General features: G+C 56.1%; 14 protein-coding genes and 1 pseudogene. 4 read left to right on the top strand and 11 right to left on the bottom strand.

Annotation, left to right across the window (positions count from 1 at the left end):
• Window positions 1-80 precede the first annotated feature (80 nt).
• A complete protein-coding gene (locus tag JCM13996_RS04525; RefSeq protein WP_054749966.1) occupies window positions 81-617 on the top strand; it encodes a DUF1697 domain-containing protein in 537 nt (178 codons plus the stop codon).
• Between the two features lie 60 nt (window positions 618-677).
• Here JCM13996_RS04525 and JCM13996_RS04520 read toward each other — a convergent pair whose 3' ends face one another.
• The 8 genes and pseudogenes from JCM13996_RS04520 to JCM13996_RS04485 form a co-directional block, all read right to left on the bottom strand.
• Window positions 678-1856, bottom strand: a complete 1179-nt coding sequence (locus tag JCM13996_RS04520) for a Cna B-type domain-containing protein (RefSeq protein ID WP_369395694.1) — start codon at window positions 1854-1856, stop codon at window positions 678-680.
• Window positions 1766-3289 carry a Cna B-type domain-containing protein gene (locus JCM13996_RS04515; RefSeq protein WP_054749962.1) on the bottom strand — a complete coding sequence of 508 codons (1524 nt, stop codon included), beginning with the start codon at window positions 3287-3289 and terminating at the stop codon, window positions 1766-1768. Before JCM13996_RS04515 ends, JCM13996_RS04520 begins: the two co-directional genes overlap by 91 nt.
• A gap of 50 nt (window positions 3290-3339) precedes the next feature.
• Entirely contained in the window at window positions 3340-3867 is a 528-nt protein-coding gene (locus JCM13996_RS04510) for an Ig-like domain-containing protein (protein ID WP_054749960.1), read from the bottom strand.
• 292 nt (window positions 3868-4159) lie between these two features.
• Window positions 4160-5167, bottom strand: coding sequence for an aldo/keto reductase (locus JCM13996_RS04505; protein WP_054749958.1), 1008 nt, complete (start codon window positions 5165-5167; stop codon window positions 4160-4162).
• Window positions 5168-5207: 40 nt separating this feature from the next.
• Window positions 5208-5612, bottom strand: a complete 405-nt coding sequence (locus JCM13996_RS04500; protein ID WP_054749956.1) for a hypothetical protein — start codon at window positions 5610-5612, stop codon at window positions 5208-5210.
• A gap of 184 nt (window positions 5613-5796) precedes the next feature.
• Complete coding sequence (locus JCM13996_RS04495) at window positions 5797-7551, bottom strand: hypothetical protein (RefSeq protein ID WP_054749954.1); 1755 nt, start codon at window positions 7549-7551, stop codon at window positions 5797-5799.
• Window positions 7552-7979: 428 nt separating this feature from the next.
• A pseudogene (locus tag JCM13996_RS04490) lies at window positions 7980-10132 on the bottom strand (Tex family protein).
• A gap of 238 nt (window positions 10133-10370) precedes the next feature.
• Window positions 10371-11222, bottom strand: a complete 852-nt coding sequence (locus JCM13996_RS04485; RefSeq protein ID WP_054749952.1) for a LysR family transcriptional regulator — start codon at window positions 11220-11222, stop codon at window positions 10371-10373.
• A 111-nt stretch (window positions 11223-11333) separates the two neighbouring features.
• Between JCM13996_RS04485 and JCM13996_RS04480 the strand changes: the two genes are divergently transcribed.
• Window positions 11334-12212, top strand: coding sequence for an aldo/keto reductase (locus JCM13996_RS04480; RefSeq protein WP_054749950.1), 879 nt, complete (start codon window positions 11334-11336; stop codon window positions 12210-12212).
• A 1-nt stretch (window position 12213) separates the two neighbouring features.
• Window positions 12214-13074: an aldo/keto reductase gene (locus JCM13996_RS04475; RefSeq protein ID WP_054749948.1), complete on the top strand. Its 861-nt coding sequence runs from the start codon at window positions 12214-12216 to the stop codon at window positions 13072-13074.
• Between the two features lie 134 nt (window positions 13075-13208).
• Here the strand turns inward: JCM13996_RS04475 and JCM13996_RS04470 are convergent, their stop codons facing one another.
• Complete coding sequence (locus JCM13996_RS04470) at window positions 13209-13775, bottom strand: TetR/AcrR family transcriptional regulator C-terminal domain-containing protein (RefSeq protein WP_156321861.1); 567 nt, start codon at window positions 13773-13775, stop codon at window positions 13209-13211.
• 76 nt (window positions 13776-13851) lie between these two features.
• On the opposite strand from JCM13996_RS04470, the gene JCM13996_RS04465 reads away from it, so the two are divergent.
• Window positions 13852-14568 (top strand): NmrA family NAD(P)-binding protein, encoded by a 717-nt coding sequence (locus JCM13996_RS04465; RefSeq protein ID WP_054749946.1) that lies wholly within the window; start codon window positions 13852-13854, stop codon window positions 14566-14568.
• Between the two features lie 222 nt (window positions 14569-14790).
• On the opposite strand, the gene JCM13996_RS04460 is transcribed toward JCM13996_RS04465, so the two are convergent.
• Window positions 14791-15537, bottom strand: coding sequence for a zinc-binding dehydrogenase (locus tag JCM13996_RS04460; protein WP_225353467.1), 747 nt, complete (start codon window positions 15535-15537; stop codon window positions 14791-14793).
• Window positions 15504-15773: a hypothetical protein gene (locus JCM13996_RS11635; RefSeq protein ID WP_225353466.1), complete on the bottom strand. Its 270-nt coding sequence runs from the start codon at window positions 15771-15773 to the stop codon at window positions 15504-15506. Before JCM13996_RS11635 ends, JCM13996_RS04460 begins: the two co-directional genes overlap by 34 nt.
• Window positions 15774-15780 lie beyond the last annotated feature (7 nt).

Raw genomic sequence — 15780 nt, 5'->3', positions numbered from 1 at the left:
CGCACGTATCACTACATAAAATAACTAATCAATGTGGAAACATGATAAAATATCAGCAAATAGTCGAGGGGGAGACAACAATGGAGTACCTGGCCCTACTACACGGAATCAACATGGGTAACAAGCACCGTATCAGCATGACAGAATTGCGTACTGCCTTTGTGGCCGCAGGGTTTGACCACGTAAGTTCATATGCCCGCAACGGCAACGTTGTTTTCACTAGCAGTCGGCCGCAAGCGGTCGTGATGGCCCGTTGCCGGGAGGCACTAGCAACCTGGCACCTGTCCGTGCCATTGCTGGTCACCCCCGCAACTCCCGTCGTGGACGCCGTGGCGGCAGCACCGCCCTGGTGGCTCCATCCAGCACCAAATTGCGTCAGTGAAGCATTCTTCATGGGCCAACCGCAAACCGCCCCGTTCATTCTCCAAACGCTGACACCAGCCGCAATGCGGATCCGTAGCTCGATGGTGGGCCCGCTACTGCTAGTAACAGCAGATAGTCCGCACCTAGCCCAGGAATATTGGGCACTCGTGCCTCGCGCCCGGCGTAATCAAGCAATCATCCGCAATCAGTTGATCACTACTAAGCTGGCGGAGCTGATTACTGCACGAATTTAAGTAAAGAAAATCCTCTGGTTACTGCAAATTGGCAGTAACCAGAGGATTTATTTATATCAACTAACCATGTAGACGGCGATAACCCAAAACGCTGACAGTAGCGAGGAACAGTAGCCCCACCACTGCGGCCGCCCGAGCAATTTCATCACCTGTAGCTGGAAATACCCGGTGCTGCGGGTTAGCCTGGGCTCGCGGTGCTTGCGGTACTGCCGCTGGCGTGACTGATGTCGTTGGTGTCGCCGGATTGAACGGCTGTCCCGGCGTCACCGCTTTCGTTGAAGTCGTTGGCGTTGTCGTCGGTGTCGTCGGTGTCGTCGGTGTCGTCGGTGTCGTCGGCACGAGTGTATTCGTAATATCGAATCCGTCAACACTGGCCGTGTAGCCCACAGGCACTTTCAATTCTTGCACCGTGTATTCGACTTTGGCCCCAGCTTCGAACTTTGGTAAGTCCGCAAACGTATACCGCCAATTATGCGTAGTATCTAATTGGTGCGTAGCCACCGGCTGACCATTAGCCAACAATGTGACCGTAATGGCTGTCGGGCGCATACCATTCTGGTTGTTGTGATCCTGCCAAATTTTGTTAACGGTCACTGCAGTTGTGGCTGGCGTGTGTACGTTCGTAATGTTGAACCCATCAACCTTAGCCGTGTAGCCGGTGGGTACATTCAGTTCCTTGACCGCGTACTTAATGTTTTGGCCGGCACTCTTTGTGGGCAAGTTGTCAAAACTGTACTGCCAGTGGCTGGCAGCGGTTACCGTCCGCGTGGCCACCTGTTCACCATTCGCGTAAAGCCCCACCGTGACTTGGTTTGGCCGCAAACCATCCTGGTTGTTGCCGTCGTCCCAGGTCTTGGTGCCCGTAACTTTTGTCGTCGCCGGCGTATGGGTGTTCGCGATGTTGAACCCATCAACTTTGGCCGTGTAACCCTTAGGCACGTTCAACTCTTTGACCGTGTACAGCACTGACTGACCGGCGGCATTCACCGGCAGGTTGCTGAACTGGTACCGCCACCCCTGCTGGGCGTTCGTCGTCGTTGTAGCCAGTTGCTGGCCGTTGGCAAAGAGCCCCACCGTGACCTGGCTTGGCCGCAAGCCGTCACGGTTATGGTCATCATTCCACGTCTTCATCCCGGTTATCGTCGTGGTTACCGGGGTGTGGGTATTAACGATATCAAACCCACTGACCTGATCCGTATAGCCCTGCGGAACGTTAACTTCTTGAACAGAGTAGTTGATTTTTTTTGACCCTGGTCATACTCCGGCAACTTGGTGAAGCTGTACTGCCAGTGATCAGCTGCGGTGATTGTCTGCGTGGCCACTTGCTGACCGTTGGCATACAGACCGACCGTCACCTGCTGAGGCCGCAAACCATCCTGATTGTTACCGTCGTCCCAAGTCTTGGTGCCCGTCACTTTCGTCGTCGCCGGGGTGTGCGTGTTTGTAATGTTGAACCCATTCACTTGAGCCGTATACCCTTGGGGAACATTTACTTCTCGTACCGTGTACTTAATGGCTTGACCATCTTTGTTAACCGGCAACTTATCAAAGCTGTACTGCCAATGATCCGCCGCCGTCACCGTCTGCGTCGCGACCTGCGAACCGTTAGCATACAAACCAACCGTTACTTGGCTGGGCCGCAAACCATCCTGATTGTTACCATCATTCCACGTCTTCGTGCCCGTGACTTTCGTCGTCGCCGGGGTGTGCGTGTTCGTAATGTTGAATCCATCAACTTTGTCAGTGTAACCACCCGGGACGTTCAGCTCCTTCACGGTGTACTTGATGTCCTGACCATTAGCTTTTTGCGGCTGGTTGGTAAACTGGTACCGCCACTGTTGCGCAGCCGTCACCGTCTGTGTTGCCACTTGGATGCCGTTAGCGAATAGCCCCACCGTAACCGCATTCGGCCGGATGCCATCCTGATTATTATGATCAGCCCACGTCTTGGTACCAGTAATGGTCGTCGTCGCCGGGGTGTGTGTGTTCGTAATGGTATTGGTACTATTGTCCACGGTGCTGGTATAGCCAGTCGGGACGTTCAGTTCCTTCACGGTGTAATGAATGCGCGTCCCGTTGGCATCAACTTCCGGCAAGTTCGTGAAGGTAAAGTCGCTGGCGGGAGTCGTCACGGTTTGTGTCTGTACTGGTGTAGTTCCACCGTTGGCAAAAACACCCACTTGAATGGTCGCTGGGCGCAACCCATCCTGGTTATCGTTATCGGCCCACACTTTGTGGCCAGTCACAGTGGTGCGCCCTTCAATGCCGCCGCCAGTGGCACTACCACCAACGCGCACCTGTGCGGAACCAGCGTACGAACCCGTGGTGTTATCGAAGGGGACATCCCCATTTGCGGTCACCAATGAACCCGTCATCGTAAAACTGTTGTTCATGATGGCGGCCGCACCGCTGGCAATGTAATCCTTATCCGTAATGTTCGTAGCATAAAGTAGGTTCAGGCTCTGGGTCACATCCTGATTGAACGTCACCGTAATCTTCCCACCGTTGACATTCACCGTATAATCGCTAGTCGGGATTGTCTGCCCTGAATCTGCCGCGGTGACGCGAATGGTATCCGTCGCAATCGTTTGGTTGGAAGTATCTACCGTATCGACCAGCTGCACGTTCTTCAGGTGTTGTGCGTTCGGATCAATGGCTACCTGCCACTGCACCTGTTGGTAACGCTGAGTCTGCTGATCAAACGACTCGTCGATCAGCCAGCCTAACTTGCGCGCGTAGTCCTGGTTGCCCGCCGCGGAACCGCCAGTATTCTTTTCGCCACGCGCCCAGAATTCCAGCGTACCCGCTTTGCCGTATTGGTGGGTTTGGTAAAAGGTGTTAAAGGTGATGCGGCCCGTTGTGGCACCCTTGGCAGCGTAAAATGAGCCACTGTCTCACCCGTTTGCTTATCGACAATCGGGAAGGACTGGACTTGATTAAATGCTACGCCGTCTGGTAGCGTTACGGTCACATAGTCGCCTGACTGGACTTGAACATTATCAGCGAGCGACCACTTATACTGGACGTAGACATTGTCCCATAACGTTAACTGATCGGGATTCTGCACCACCGTCCCGTTTTGGTCCTTCACGGTGGCGTCGTCAGCCGTTAGTCCCTGCGCCGGCAATTCCCGGGCGGTATCAACCGCCCCAACGTTGGTCGGGGCAACCATCAACAACTGTCCCACAATCAGCAACAAACTCATGACGGTAGTAAACAGTCGGCGCCAACCATTAATGTGCTTTTTCATTATCGATAACCCCCAACTTACCAATATTCATGCACCCACAAGTTATACCCAGGAAAATGTGGGCTTATCTCTGATATCATTATAGCATTGGTTACCCGGGTTAACGGCTGACGTTTTGGCGAATTGCTTGGGCATTAGGGTCGATTTTCCGACGTTCGCACTGGCGACCACCGCCACCGGCTAAAATTGCGCCGGTCGCTGCGTTCATCTACGTGGTACGCGTCTTTGAGCGGCAAAGAGTAAACGCAAAAGGGCTACGGTGCTCAGCACCGTAGCCTTTCTAAACTGCAATTTACTTAGGATCTGCATCCAACAAGGTCACGCCTTGCGCCGGATTGTGGTCAATGGCACCCACCACTTTGTGTGGCACGTATGGTTCCTCAAGATAGCTAATGTCCTCAGGGGTGAGGTGCACATCGAATGCGCCCGCCGCATCATCGAGGTAACGACTCTTTGTCGCCCCAATAATCGGTGAAGCCACACCCTTGGCCCACTGCCAAGCCAAGCTGATCTGCGCCATCTTAACGCCGTACTTATCGGCCAGCTCGTGCACGCGCTCAGTGATCTTCACGTCGTACTGCTTAGTGTGGTCATACTTGCCCCGCGCCACGCGGTCCGTCTGACTGCGCTTAGTGTTGGCCGTCCAGTTAGGCCGGGCCAACCGCCCTGAAGCTAGGGCACTGTACGGCATCAACGAAACGCCCATCTGCTTGCAAATCGGGATCAATTCGCGTTCGTCTTCCCGGTACAACAAGTTGTAGTGGTTCTCCATCGCGGAAAACTGCGTCCAGCCGTTGTCCCGCGCCGCCAGCTGCATGTTGTAGAACTGGTAGCCATACATTGCGGACGCCCCGATGGCCCGCACCTTGCCGGCTTTGACCAAACCGTCCAGCGCTGCCATCGTTTCCTCAATCGGCGTATCGTAATCAAACCGGTGGATGATATACAAGTCCAGATAATCAGTGCCTAGCCGCTTCAGCGAACCATCAATTTCACGGTTAATGGCCTCCTTGGACAGCCGCCCCGGATTGAAGTACACCTTGGATGCCAGCACAACTTTGTCCCGGGTCGTGTGCTGTTTCAACGCGCGACCTAGGTACTCCTCACTGGTCCCCGCTGAGTAGGTATTCGCCGTATCAAAGAAGTTGAAGCCATCCGCCAACGCGTGGGCCACCACGTCGTCAGTCTGGTCCTGGTCCAACGTCCAGTCATGCATCGTACCCGCCTTGCCAAAACTCATGGCGCCGACACACAACTTGGCGACCTTAATGCCGGTATGGCCAATTTCTGTATACTCCATACTTAATTACCACCTTTCATCATATCCTGCCAATTACCAATTAATATGCGTCGCTGATCCACCGGAGACAAAGACGTGGCCGCAATGGCCGCCCGAATCGTGGCCCCCGCACCATTGGGCGCAATCCCCAGCGGTGCATCGGTCCCGTACAATACGTGGTCAACGCCATAAAAGTCGACCGCGAGCGCCCCAACGCACGTGTAAACCGCTGAATGCCCATCAGCTGGTCGTTAGTGGCGACGTCGTCCTCGATCATGCGTACCGCCGCGGAAATTACCTGCCGTTCGTCAGCTGGCACCGCTACCGCTCGTGCCGCCATGTCCGTTAATAACGGGTGCCGCATCCAGGCATTACGGTCGAGGGCGTCCGGCGCTAGTTGCAACATCTGCGCCAGAAACCGGGGCGGCAATACGTGGGCAAACACATCAATTTGGTTAACCCCCATACAGGCACCCCTTCCTTATGGTGATCAATACCAACAGTGCTGTTTGCTTTCAGTATAAGCCCGGCCATCACCAATTAGCATTACCAAATACGCATACCTCCAGGCCTCCAGGCCATACTAATCGAGGCGAATTTGTACCATTTGTAGGTGCGGCAACGGTATCGGAATCAGGATCCGGTCACCATCACGTCGTAACGTTACCCGCAGCGTGCCGGGCACGGCTGACCACCGTGGCGGTCAGCGCTGCCACCGGTGCGGCCGGCTGCCAAACCAGCTGGTCATAGTCGTCAAGCGTAAAGTTTGCCGCCCATAACGTTAGCCGGTCGTCTTGGGTGACCACAAACTTCACGTTCGGTGCCCCGACCAGGTAGTCGACTTTGGTCACCCGCGCCAGCATCTGCTGGTACAAGCCCTGCTTGAACCCGACAAACTGTGACTCCCAGCCGTACTTGGGATCCGCTGCCATTGGCATCACGATGGTCTGGCCGTTAATGATTACCATCACGTTACCCAGCTGGTCGCCGTGGGCGTTGTACGCATGACTCCAAACGTCCACCTGCGCGTCCGACGCGTACGTGAGCTGCAGGTAGTCACCAGTGTGTTGCAGCATCGTCACCCGCGGCGCCACGACGCCCTCAACGGTGTGCCCGTCGGCCGCTTCGTAAGATTGGTAGCCGGTACGCACCCCGTGCCACTCGGCATTGGTGATACCCAGTAAACTACCCAGTCCCTGATCCAGCACCACTTGCACAGCTTCCCCGTCGAGCAACGTGACGTTATCCGTCAGGAGCTGCCGCGTGGTCGCCGGATCAAAGTTGCGCAGTAACTGGCCGCTGATGGCTAACTGCCGTCCGCGAAGATGCACGTCCGGCCCCACCGGCGTAATCGTGGTCGCAAATCCCATTGTACCCAGTAGCGCCGCCCAGTTGGTTTCGTGCGGCAACAACTCAGCCGGATCTTGCCCAGCGGTGGTGTGGATGGTGTACGCCGAATCTTGGTCCACCAACACCTGAATGCCGCGGGCGTGGCTCATCCGTAGCCGGTGGTCACTCACCTGGTTCAGAAACGGTTTGCTTTGCGCCAACATTTCGGCATAGTGGTAATCGTCATCAATACCGTTGCCCATCATGTCAAAGAGGTTGAGCAGGATGCCGCGGGCACCCACTAACGCCGCGGTTTCAATTTGAAACTGCGTGAAGGCGACCGACTTCGCAAACGGCGAGTACATGTAGTTCTCTAATTCCGGAAACAACTCCGCGTCATCCCCAAGGTACGCGGCCGTCGTCCGGGTGTAGTCCTCAAAGACGCGGCTGTACCTCAGGGGGGCAATTTCGTTATACGCGGGCAGGTGGGGCCGGGCCACGCGGGGATGACCGGCACCGGACAGCGCGTCGAATTGCGCCGCCCAGTCGCGCCCCTCCACGGCGTGCCAGTTAGGAAAGGACGTCATTTGCGCCAAGTTCGTCGTCGGTGAAACCGCGTGGACCCGCTGTTCGATCAGACGGACAGTCGTCTGCATCTCCGCCCGCGCGGTATCCAGGTAAACTTTGCGTTCCGGTGTCGGCGTGCCGGGTGCCAACATGGCGGCGACAAAGTCCGCCCGGCTTTCCCGATGCCCCAGCTTGGCCTGGTAGATGGCCATGTGGTGGTCACAGAAGCAACCCAGTTTAAGCGGCGTATGGTTATAATGGCGGAAATCGTCCTCCAGCCACAGTTCGCGGGGATGCAGGGTGGCGTACTGTGCGTACCGGTCGGCTAGGTACTGGCGCCACCCCGAATCATCGGGGCACGCAATCTCAGTGGCCTGGCGTCCGTTGATATCAACCAACGTGTGGATACCCAAGGCCGGATCCACACTGTGCCCCCGGTCCGAGTGCATGATCGTCGTCCACGGGTTCAGGCTCGTGCTGACCCCCAGCTGGGCCAGCCGGGCTGCCACCGGGCGAATCGCGTCTAGCCACACTTGTGTTTGGGCAGCGTTGAGGTGGCTTTCGTTGAGTTCCTCCGGATTGATAAAAAAAGGCCACGTTGTCGATCTGCGCCGCCTGGACGAAGGCGTATAACTTGGCGTCTTGGGTCGGCGTGTTGGTCCGTGGGTCAAGGGTGTAACGGAGCGAATATTGAAACATGGTTGTCCTCCCAGCAATATGTATTTGTGAAGCGCTTCCATTGTAGCATACGTTGGTTATTAACCACTGACCCACTGCGGTACCGACAACTGGTGGTGCCCGTGCCCGACACCGTGGGCCTTACGCAACCCCGGACAAGACGCGCATCCATATTGATAGCAACTCCTGCCTACACACAAATAGCTCCAAGCAATCCGCACGCACCGACGTGGGCAGATTGCTTGGAGCTATCTTGGTATTACTGCTTTGCTACTGGGGGCACCATCGTCAGTTGGATCCGCTCGCGCTGCAAATCGACCGACTCGATCCACACCGTCACGATGTCGCCCACCGCCACCACGGTGTTCGGGTCGCGGACAAACTGCTTGGCCATGCGCGATACGTGCACCAACCGTCATGCTTGACGCCGATGTCGACGAACGCCCCAAAGTCGACCACGTTCCGCACCGTACCCTCGAGCCGCATCCCCGGCTGAAGGTCAGCCATCGTTAACACGTCGTGCCGTAAGAGCGGCGCCGGCATGTCGTCACGCAGGTCGCGTCCCGGACGCTGCAGGCTCGCCACAATGTCAGCCACCGTGGCCGGGCCCACGCCCGCCGCCACAATCGGCGCGGTGTCTACTGCCTGGATGCGGGCGTTAGCGGCCGGCGTGCCTAACTGGTCACCCGTTACCCCCGCCGCAGCCATGATCTGCCGCGCTACCGGGTAGCTTTCCGGGTGCACATCGGTATTGTCCAACGGTTGGTGCCCGCCAATAATGCGCAGGAAGCCGACTGACTGCTCGTAAGCCTTGGGCCCCAACCGCGGCACGTGCTGCAACTCCGTGCGCCGATTGTAACGCCCGTGCTCGTCGCGGTACCGCACAATGTTGGTCGCAATGGTCGCCGACAGCCCCGAGATACGCGTCAACAACGGCACACTCGCCGTGTTCAGGTTGACGCCCACCCGGTTGACCGCCCGCTCCACGACCGCGTCGACCTCCGCCGCCAGGTCTTTGGCTGGCAAGTCGTGCTGGTACTGGCCCACGCCGATCGCGGCCGGGTCAATTTTGACCAACTCTGCCAGGGGGTCCTGCAACCGCCGGGCGATGCTGATGGCGCTACGCTGCTCCACGTGCAGGTCCGGGAATTCGTCGCGCGCCACCTGGCTAGCGGAGTACACCGACGCGCCCGCTTCGTTGACAATTACGTAATAGACGTCGCGATCCAGGTGCTGCAAAGTTGCGGCCACAAACTGCTCCGACTCGCGGCTGGCCGTACCGTTACCAATGGCGATCATCGTCACCTGGTACTGCGCGATGAGGTCCAGCAACTGTTGCGTGGCGGCCGCGCGCTGGGCGGCCGGAGCCGGCTTGTGCGGGTAAATCACGGCCGTGGTCAGCAACTTGCCGTTAGCATCCACCACTGCCAGCTTGCAGCCGGTACGGTAGGCCGGATCAAAACCTAGCACTACTTGGCCCTGCATGGGTGCTTGCATCAACAAATTGTACAGGTTTTGCCCGAACACCTTAATGGACTGCGCCGCCGCGGTAGCGGTCAACGCACCGCGCACCTCACGCTCGATGGCTGGCCCAATGAACCGTTTGTAAGCATCAGTGTACGCCGCTTCGATGAGCGCCGTAGCCGCGGTGTGGGGGTGCTGGCCCACCAACTTGAAGTGGCAATAATTCATGATGGCGCCGGTATCCACCGTCACTTTGACCGACAGCACCTTCTCCCGCTCGCCCCGGTTCAGCGCTAATGTGCGGGTCGCGGTCATTCGGTTAATGCGTTCAGCAAAGTCGTAGTATTGCTGGTACACGCCCTTCTCGTCTAGTGCCCGACCCTTAGGACGCACCCGGGCCTGGATGCTCCCGGTCCGCTGCGTGTACCTGCGAATCCACGTTCGCATGGGCGCCAGCTCACTGAAGGTCTCGGCCAAAATTTCGTGCGCCCCGGCCAGCACGTCCGCCACCGATGTGACCGCCTGAGCGGGATCAACGTACTTGGCGGCCTCAGCCTCCACTGACCCCTGCGGAAACTGCAGGAGCCACTCGGCAAACGGGGCCAGCCCGTGCGCGCGAGCCATCATGGCCTTGGTCCGCCGCTTCTGTTTGTACGGCAAGTACAGGTCTTCCACGTCCTGTAGTTGGGTCGCCGCCGTTACCTGGTGCCGCAACGCGGGCGTCAATTTGCCCTGCTCGTCGATGCTCTTGAGGACCGCGGCTTTGCGTTCTTCGAGCTTCACCACGCGGGCATGTGCGGTTTCAATGGCCTGAATTTGTACTTCATCCAGGCTACCAGTCATTTCCTTACGGTACCGCGCAATAAACGGCACGGTGTTACCATCCGCCATCAGGGCCAGGACCTGCTCAATTTGGTGAGCACTGATACCTGGCAAGTCTGGCCGCATTAACGTAATGGTTGTTGGTTGGTTTGTAGGCAATGTTGAACTCCTTTGATGTGAAAACTGATTTTATCTTACCATGGTCGGTAACATCAATATAGGCTAATGGTCACCAGCCGACCAAAGTATTTGCGCTGGATTATTAGGCTAAAAGTTTGTTTGGTATAGCCGTTTCATTCACCAAAAAGGCTGTTTATCAGCAGCCTCCAAATACATATATAGCTGGTGGGAATGAATCGGTTAGTTACGCGGACGGCCAATGGTGACGAAGCAAGTCGACCACCGACGCGACGCTGTTCGCATTATCGCGTAAGTAGTGGGCGTAGACCGTTACCCGCGCCTGAGCATCACTGATGGGCACGGCGACCCGGTCATCCACTGAGCTCACGGACGACATCGTGACGTTGGTTGAAAAATACGGAAAGTGTGAATGTGCGATCAGTTCCGTAAACGCATCCCGACTTTGATACATAAACTTGGCGTGGGGAATGTCGGTTTGGATTAGGTCACGCCATGGACCAATCGCACCGAGCACGATAAAGCTCTCACCCGCCAAATCAGCAAAACTTACACTGGTCTGGTTGGCTAGGGACGAAAATTGGTCGAGGTGTACACGCAAGGCCTCCACGCCGATCGTAGTCGTGTCGATGTCCGTGGCCGTGATTGGTGCCGTGCTCAACATCACGGCGCACTGACGCTGACGCAACACCGTGGTTACTGCCGTCGGAGCAAATAGTGTGTCCACGACCTCCACGTTGTCCGGCAAGGTCAATCGTCGCAGCACCGCCAAGGGGCCCGGAATCGTCATCCCCACGCGCACCCTGTGCTGCTGATGCGCAAAGTTAACCACCGTGGTCGCAAAGTCACGCTCGCGTGCCAACAACTCTTCCGCTTGGTGGACGGCAAACCGACCGGTCGTGGTCAGAACCAAGCGGTTAGGTTCGTGCCGAAACAACGGCACGCCAATCATGGTCTCCAGCTTGCGTAAGCCACGGGACACTGACGGTTGCGTAATATTGAGTTGAGCGGCAGTGGCTGCGAGGGTGCCCACCCGGGCAAACACCACCAATTCCTCCAGTAAGTAGGCATCAATCATATGACCATCCCCCCCCTTTTTTTTAGCTTGCGTTATGCGTATACTAACATGCTTATTGGACAATTTTCAAACCGACGCGACCGCACTACACTGTCATTAGGAGGTAATTTCATGACAAGTATTCCGACCATTAAATTGAATAACGGTGTCACCATGCCCACATTAGGCTTTGGTGTTTTCCAAATTGCTGACGCTACCGCCGCCGAAGCTGCCGTTAGCGCCGCTTTATCCGCTGGCTACCGACTCATCGATACCGCCACCGCATACCACAATGAAACGGCGGTCGGCGCCGCCATTGCCAAAAGCAGCGTCCCCCGTGACCAGATTTTTGTGACCTCAAAGCTGTGGGTTTCCGATTACGGTTATGCCCGGGCCAAAGCCGGGATCGACGCCTCGCTGCAACGCCTGGGCCTTGATTATTTGGACCTATATCTACTCCACCAGCCGTATGGCGACGTGATGGGGGCTTGGCGCGCAATGCAGGAAGCCCAGCAAGCCGGTAAGTTGCGGGCAATCGGCGTGTCCAACTTTTACGCCGACCAGCTAAAGAACCTCGAGTTAAGCATGCCAGTTCCTCCGGCCATCAACCAAATTGAGGTCAACCCGTGGTACCAACAGCCACAAGAAGTGACCTTTAACCAAAGCGAAAACGTACGCGTGGAGGCGTGGGCACCGTTCGCAGAGGGCAAAAATGGTATCTTCCACAACCAGAAGTTGCAGACCATTGCTGCCGCTCACGGAAAAACCACCGGTCAGGTCATCTTACGTTGGCTCTTGCAGCGTGACATCACCGTGATTCCCAAGACCGTCCACCCCGCGCGGATGGCGGAAAACTTGGACGTCTTTGACTTCACCCTGCAACCCGACGAAATGACCACCATCACCGGACTCGACCAGGGTGTCAGCCAGTTCTTTGATCACCGCGATCCCGATACGATTGAACAAATTTTTGGTAGCAGTCTGCGCCAAGCTCAACAAGGAGGTAATTAGTATGCCTGAAACATTGACATTGAATGATGGTCACCAAATTCCGGCCATCGGTTTTGGTACGTTCCAAATTCCCAATGATGGTAGTACCTACAAGGCCGTCACCGCGGCTTTGCAAGCCGGTTATCGGCACATCGACACCGCGGTCGCGTACTTCAACGAAGCCGAAGTGGGCCGGGCCATCCGCGACGCCGCCGTACCCCGTGACCAGATCTGGGTGACGAGTAAGCTGTGGCTGCAGGACTACGGTTTTGAAGCCGCCAGCAAAGCCATCGACAAATCTTTGCAGACTCTGGGTATCGATTACATGGACCTATACCTGTTGCACCAACCATATGGGGATGTTACCGGTGCCTGGCGTGCTCTGGAAGCGGCTCAACAAGCCGGTAAAATTCGTAGCATTGGCGTGTCCAACATGACCCCCAAGCTGTGGCAACGCTACGTGCCGCAATTTGCCACCAAGCCAGCAATCAACCAGGTCGAGTGTAACCCCTTCTGCCAGCAACAACCGCTGCGGCAACTGTTGGCATCAGACCACGTCGCCATTGAAGCTTGGGGGCCACTGGGTCATGGCAACACTGACCTGCTCACTAACCCCGCCATCACCACATTAGCTGAACGCTACCACAAGGATGCAGGCCAAATTATTCTGCGCTTCTTGAACCAAGAGGGTATTGTGGTGCTCCCTAAGTCGGTTCATCCTCAGCGCATGCGAACCAACCGCGAGATTTTTGATGTCTCGCTCACCGCTGCAGAAATGACCAGTCTACGCGCCCTGGACACTGGCAAAGGCAGCCATGATCCGGAAGCCCCCGGTGTGGAGCAAATGCTGCTCAGTGCCTTTGATGTGCACGCCAACGACTAGACTAGTCGCTGGTCTGACCTGACAGTGTAGAAACAGAAAAAGAACCTTGCAGATCCGCATAACTGGGATCTGCAAGGTTCTTTTTATATTGGTACTTACTATGAACGTTGTACCCACCACTAACCTAGATGCAATTACTGCAACAACTGCTGACTGGAAAAAGCGTACTGCTGGAGCGCCTGACTCAAGAAGGCTGGCGTGTGCTGAAACTGAAACGAAGCCAAATCGTTCAACTCAAATTGCCCGTCACCACGTAACCATTCCACAAATAGGCCCATCATGCCGTACGAATGGTATGTCACCGCCAGTTGGCGCTGATTATCAAACGGAATTCCCGCTGCCCGACAGGCGTTGGCTGCCAGATCGACGTTGAAGGCCTGAATATAGCTGTTAATATCATTTTGCCCATTTTCGGCGTAGGCGGCCCGGTAAAAATCGCGGTGTCGTGCCATAATGGTCAAAACCTGCTTGATGCGCGTGACCGAATACGCCGGTGCCTTGTCCGCAAAAGCTTGGGTAAAGTCGCCCATAAACACCCACGCTACCACCTCATACTTATCGTGGAAATAGTAGTAAAACGTGGGCGGTGTCACCCCGCAACGTTGGCACAAGGTGACCACACGCACTTTGCTTAACGGCATTTCTGTCAACATTTGTTCTAAACCGTCCGCTAACACCTGCTTCATCTGCTTTGGCATCATGTCCACCCCCACAATGTTGTTGCCATGGACATTGTATAAGGTATCCTTATAAAATGCTATTTTTATAAGGTTACGCGTGGCCGACTATACGGATTACGACGCTATGGTCGCCGCGTTACGGGGAATTGACCGACTTTTATTCGTCTCCATCTCCAACCCCGCGGCTCAGCAAGTCGTCATCAACGCTGCCAAAGCTGCCGGCGTGCAGTTTATCGCGTACACGAGTATCGCTGACCCCCAGTACAATAAATTTGGCCTGCAAGACAACCACCACCAAACGGAAGTGGCCATTGCCGCTTCCGGCATTGCGCACACCTTTCTCCGCAATGGTTGGTACTTGGAGTTAATGCAAGACTACTTGGCCGCCGCCGCTAAAAACAACACGGCACCATACTTTGCCACCCACGGCCAAATTGCGTGGGCCCTAAAACGTGAGTACGCCGAAGCCGGCGCACGCGTGATTGCCACGGCCACAACACTAGAAGTTGTCACGCTCACTGGGGAACCGATCACCTACCAGCAGCTCGCCGAAGCCACTAGCACCGCCGTGGGCCGCGACTTACAGTCAACCGCAGTCAGCCGGAAGGAATTTACGCACATCATGGCGCAATGGGACATCAGTGAACAGGGAGCCATGTTAGCCACTTCGTACCAGGATTACACGCTGCAGGGCAACAACGGTGAGGCGTCACTATCACCCATCACCTTTGAAAAAAATTCTCGGCCATCCGCTGACCCCAATTGCGGACGCCATCAAGGAATTGCTGCAATAGTCGTCAACCAATCCAACTAGCCGCATTACTAGTAAGAACGACACAAAGGGCCACCAATCGCATGTTGGCGCGGACCAGCGCCCCAATGGGGTATCAGCCCCATTGGCGATTTTTTTGGTTTTCTATCCGTGTTCCTAGGATCTGGGTCAGTACGGTTAGCATCGTTGTCTAACCATACTGACCCAGATCCTTTAGTGCTGGGATAAGCCCGCGAAAAAAAATTCGTTTCACTGCACCTGCAATCACAGCACCACAACATGCTTGCCAACATCCTGGCTGGATTCCAGATCCGCCTGCGCCTGGCCAGCCTCAGCTAGACCATGGTACACCTTAGCAATCTGCACCGGTATCTGCCCTGCTTCGACTTTGCTCAGCACAGCCGCCAAAACTTCTACCGGCAGGTCGCTGGCTGCACCACCATAGCTAGTGAGGAAAGTACCGGTTGGTATCGCAAAGGGGGAGAAGTTTGGCAACGTCCAGCAGCCGTCCAGCGACCCCGTCAAGCAAGCACGTCCGCCTTCCTTCAGCAATTGCATGTCATCAATCAGTTTGTCGGCCCCGACCAGCTCTAACACCTTATCGACGCCGTCTGGAGCCAGTTGCCGAACCGTCGCTGCCAGCTGCGCGTCATCAAGTACCGCGTGATCTGCCCCGTCTTTGGTGATCGCGGCTAACTTCTGCCGGTTGCGGGTGGTCGCAATCACCGTAGCGCCAGCCTGTTTAGCCAAAGCGGTCGCCATCAACCCCACCGTTGAAGTACCACCGTGGACCAGTAGCACATCCCCAGTGTGCAGGTGTAGCCCTCGCCGCAGCGACCCGTAAGCGGTCTGCAATGTCTCCGGCAAAGCACCCAAAACATCCCAGTCCAAAGCACTGGTAAACGGAATCACACCATTTTCCCTGGCCAACGTGTATTCCGCGTAGGTCCCGTCGATTTCACGACCCAGGCCGCCCATTAAGGCCGCCACTTGCTGACCGACTTTAAACATGCTGCCAGAATTGGCGGCCGCGACCACACCGACGCCTCGATACCCAGGATTCGGGGGTAGGAAAAATCCGGATCTGACTGGCCCCTGCGACTGATGACCTCAGACGGATTAATGCCAAAAGCCTTGATTTTGATCAAAACATACCCGGGCTTCAACGTCGGCCGCGCGACGGTGACGGGCACCATTTGCGCGGTGCTGCACGGCTGCGTGAGCCGAATAGCTTGCATTGTTGGCATAATCGAA

This window comes from Lacticaseibacillus thailandensis DSM 22698 = JCM 13996, assembly GCF_001312865.1.
In the GTDB taxonomy this organism is placed as follows: Bacteria; Bacillota; Bacilli; order Lactobacillales; family Lactobacillaceae; genus Lacticaseibacillus; species Lacticaseibacillus thailandensis.
The sequence above is the reverse complement of the archived record's forward strand: the minus strand, read 5'-3'. Positions and strand labels throughout refer to the sequence as shown.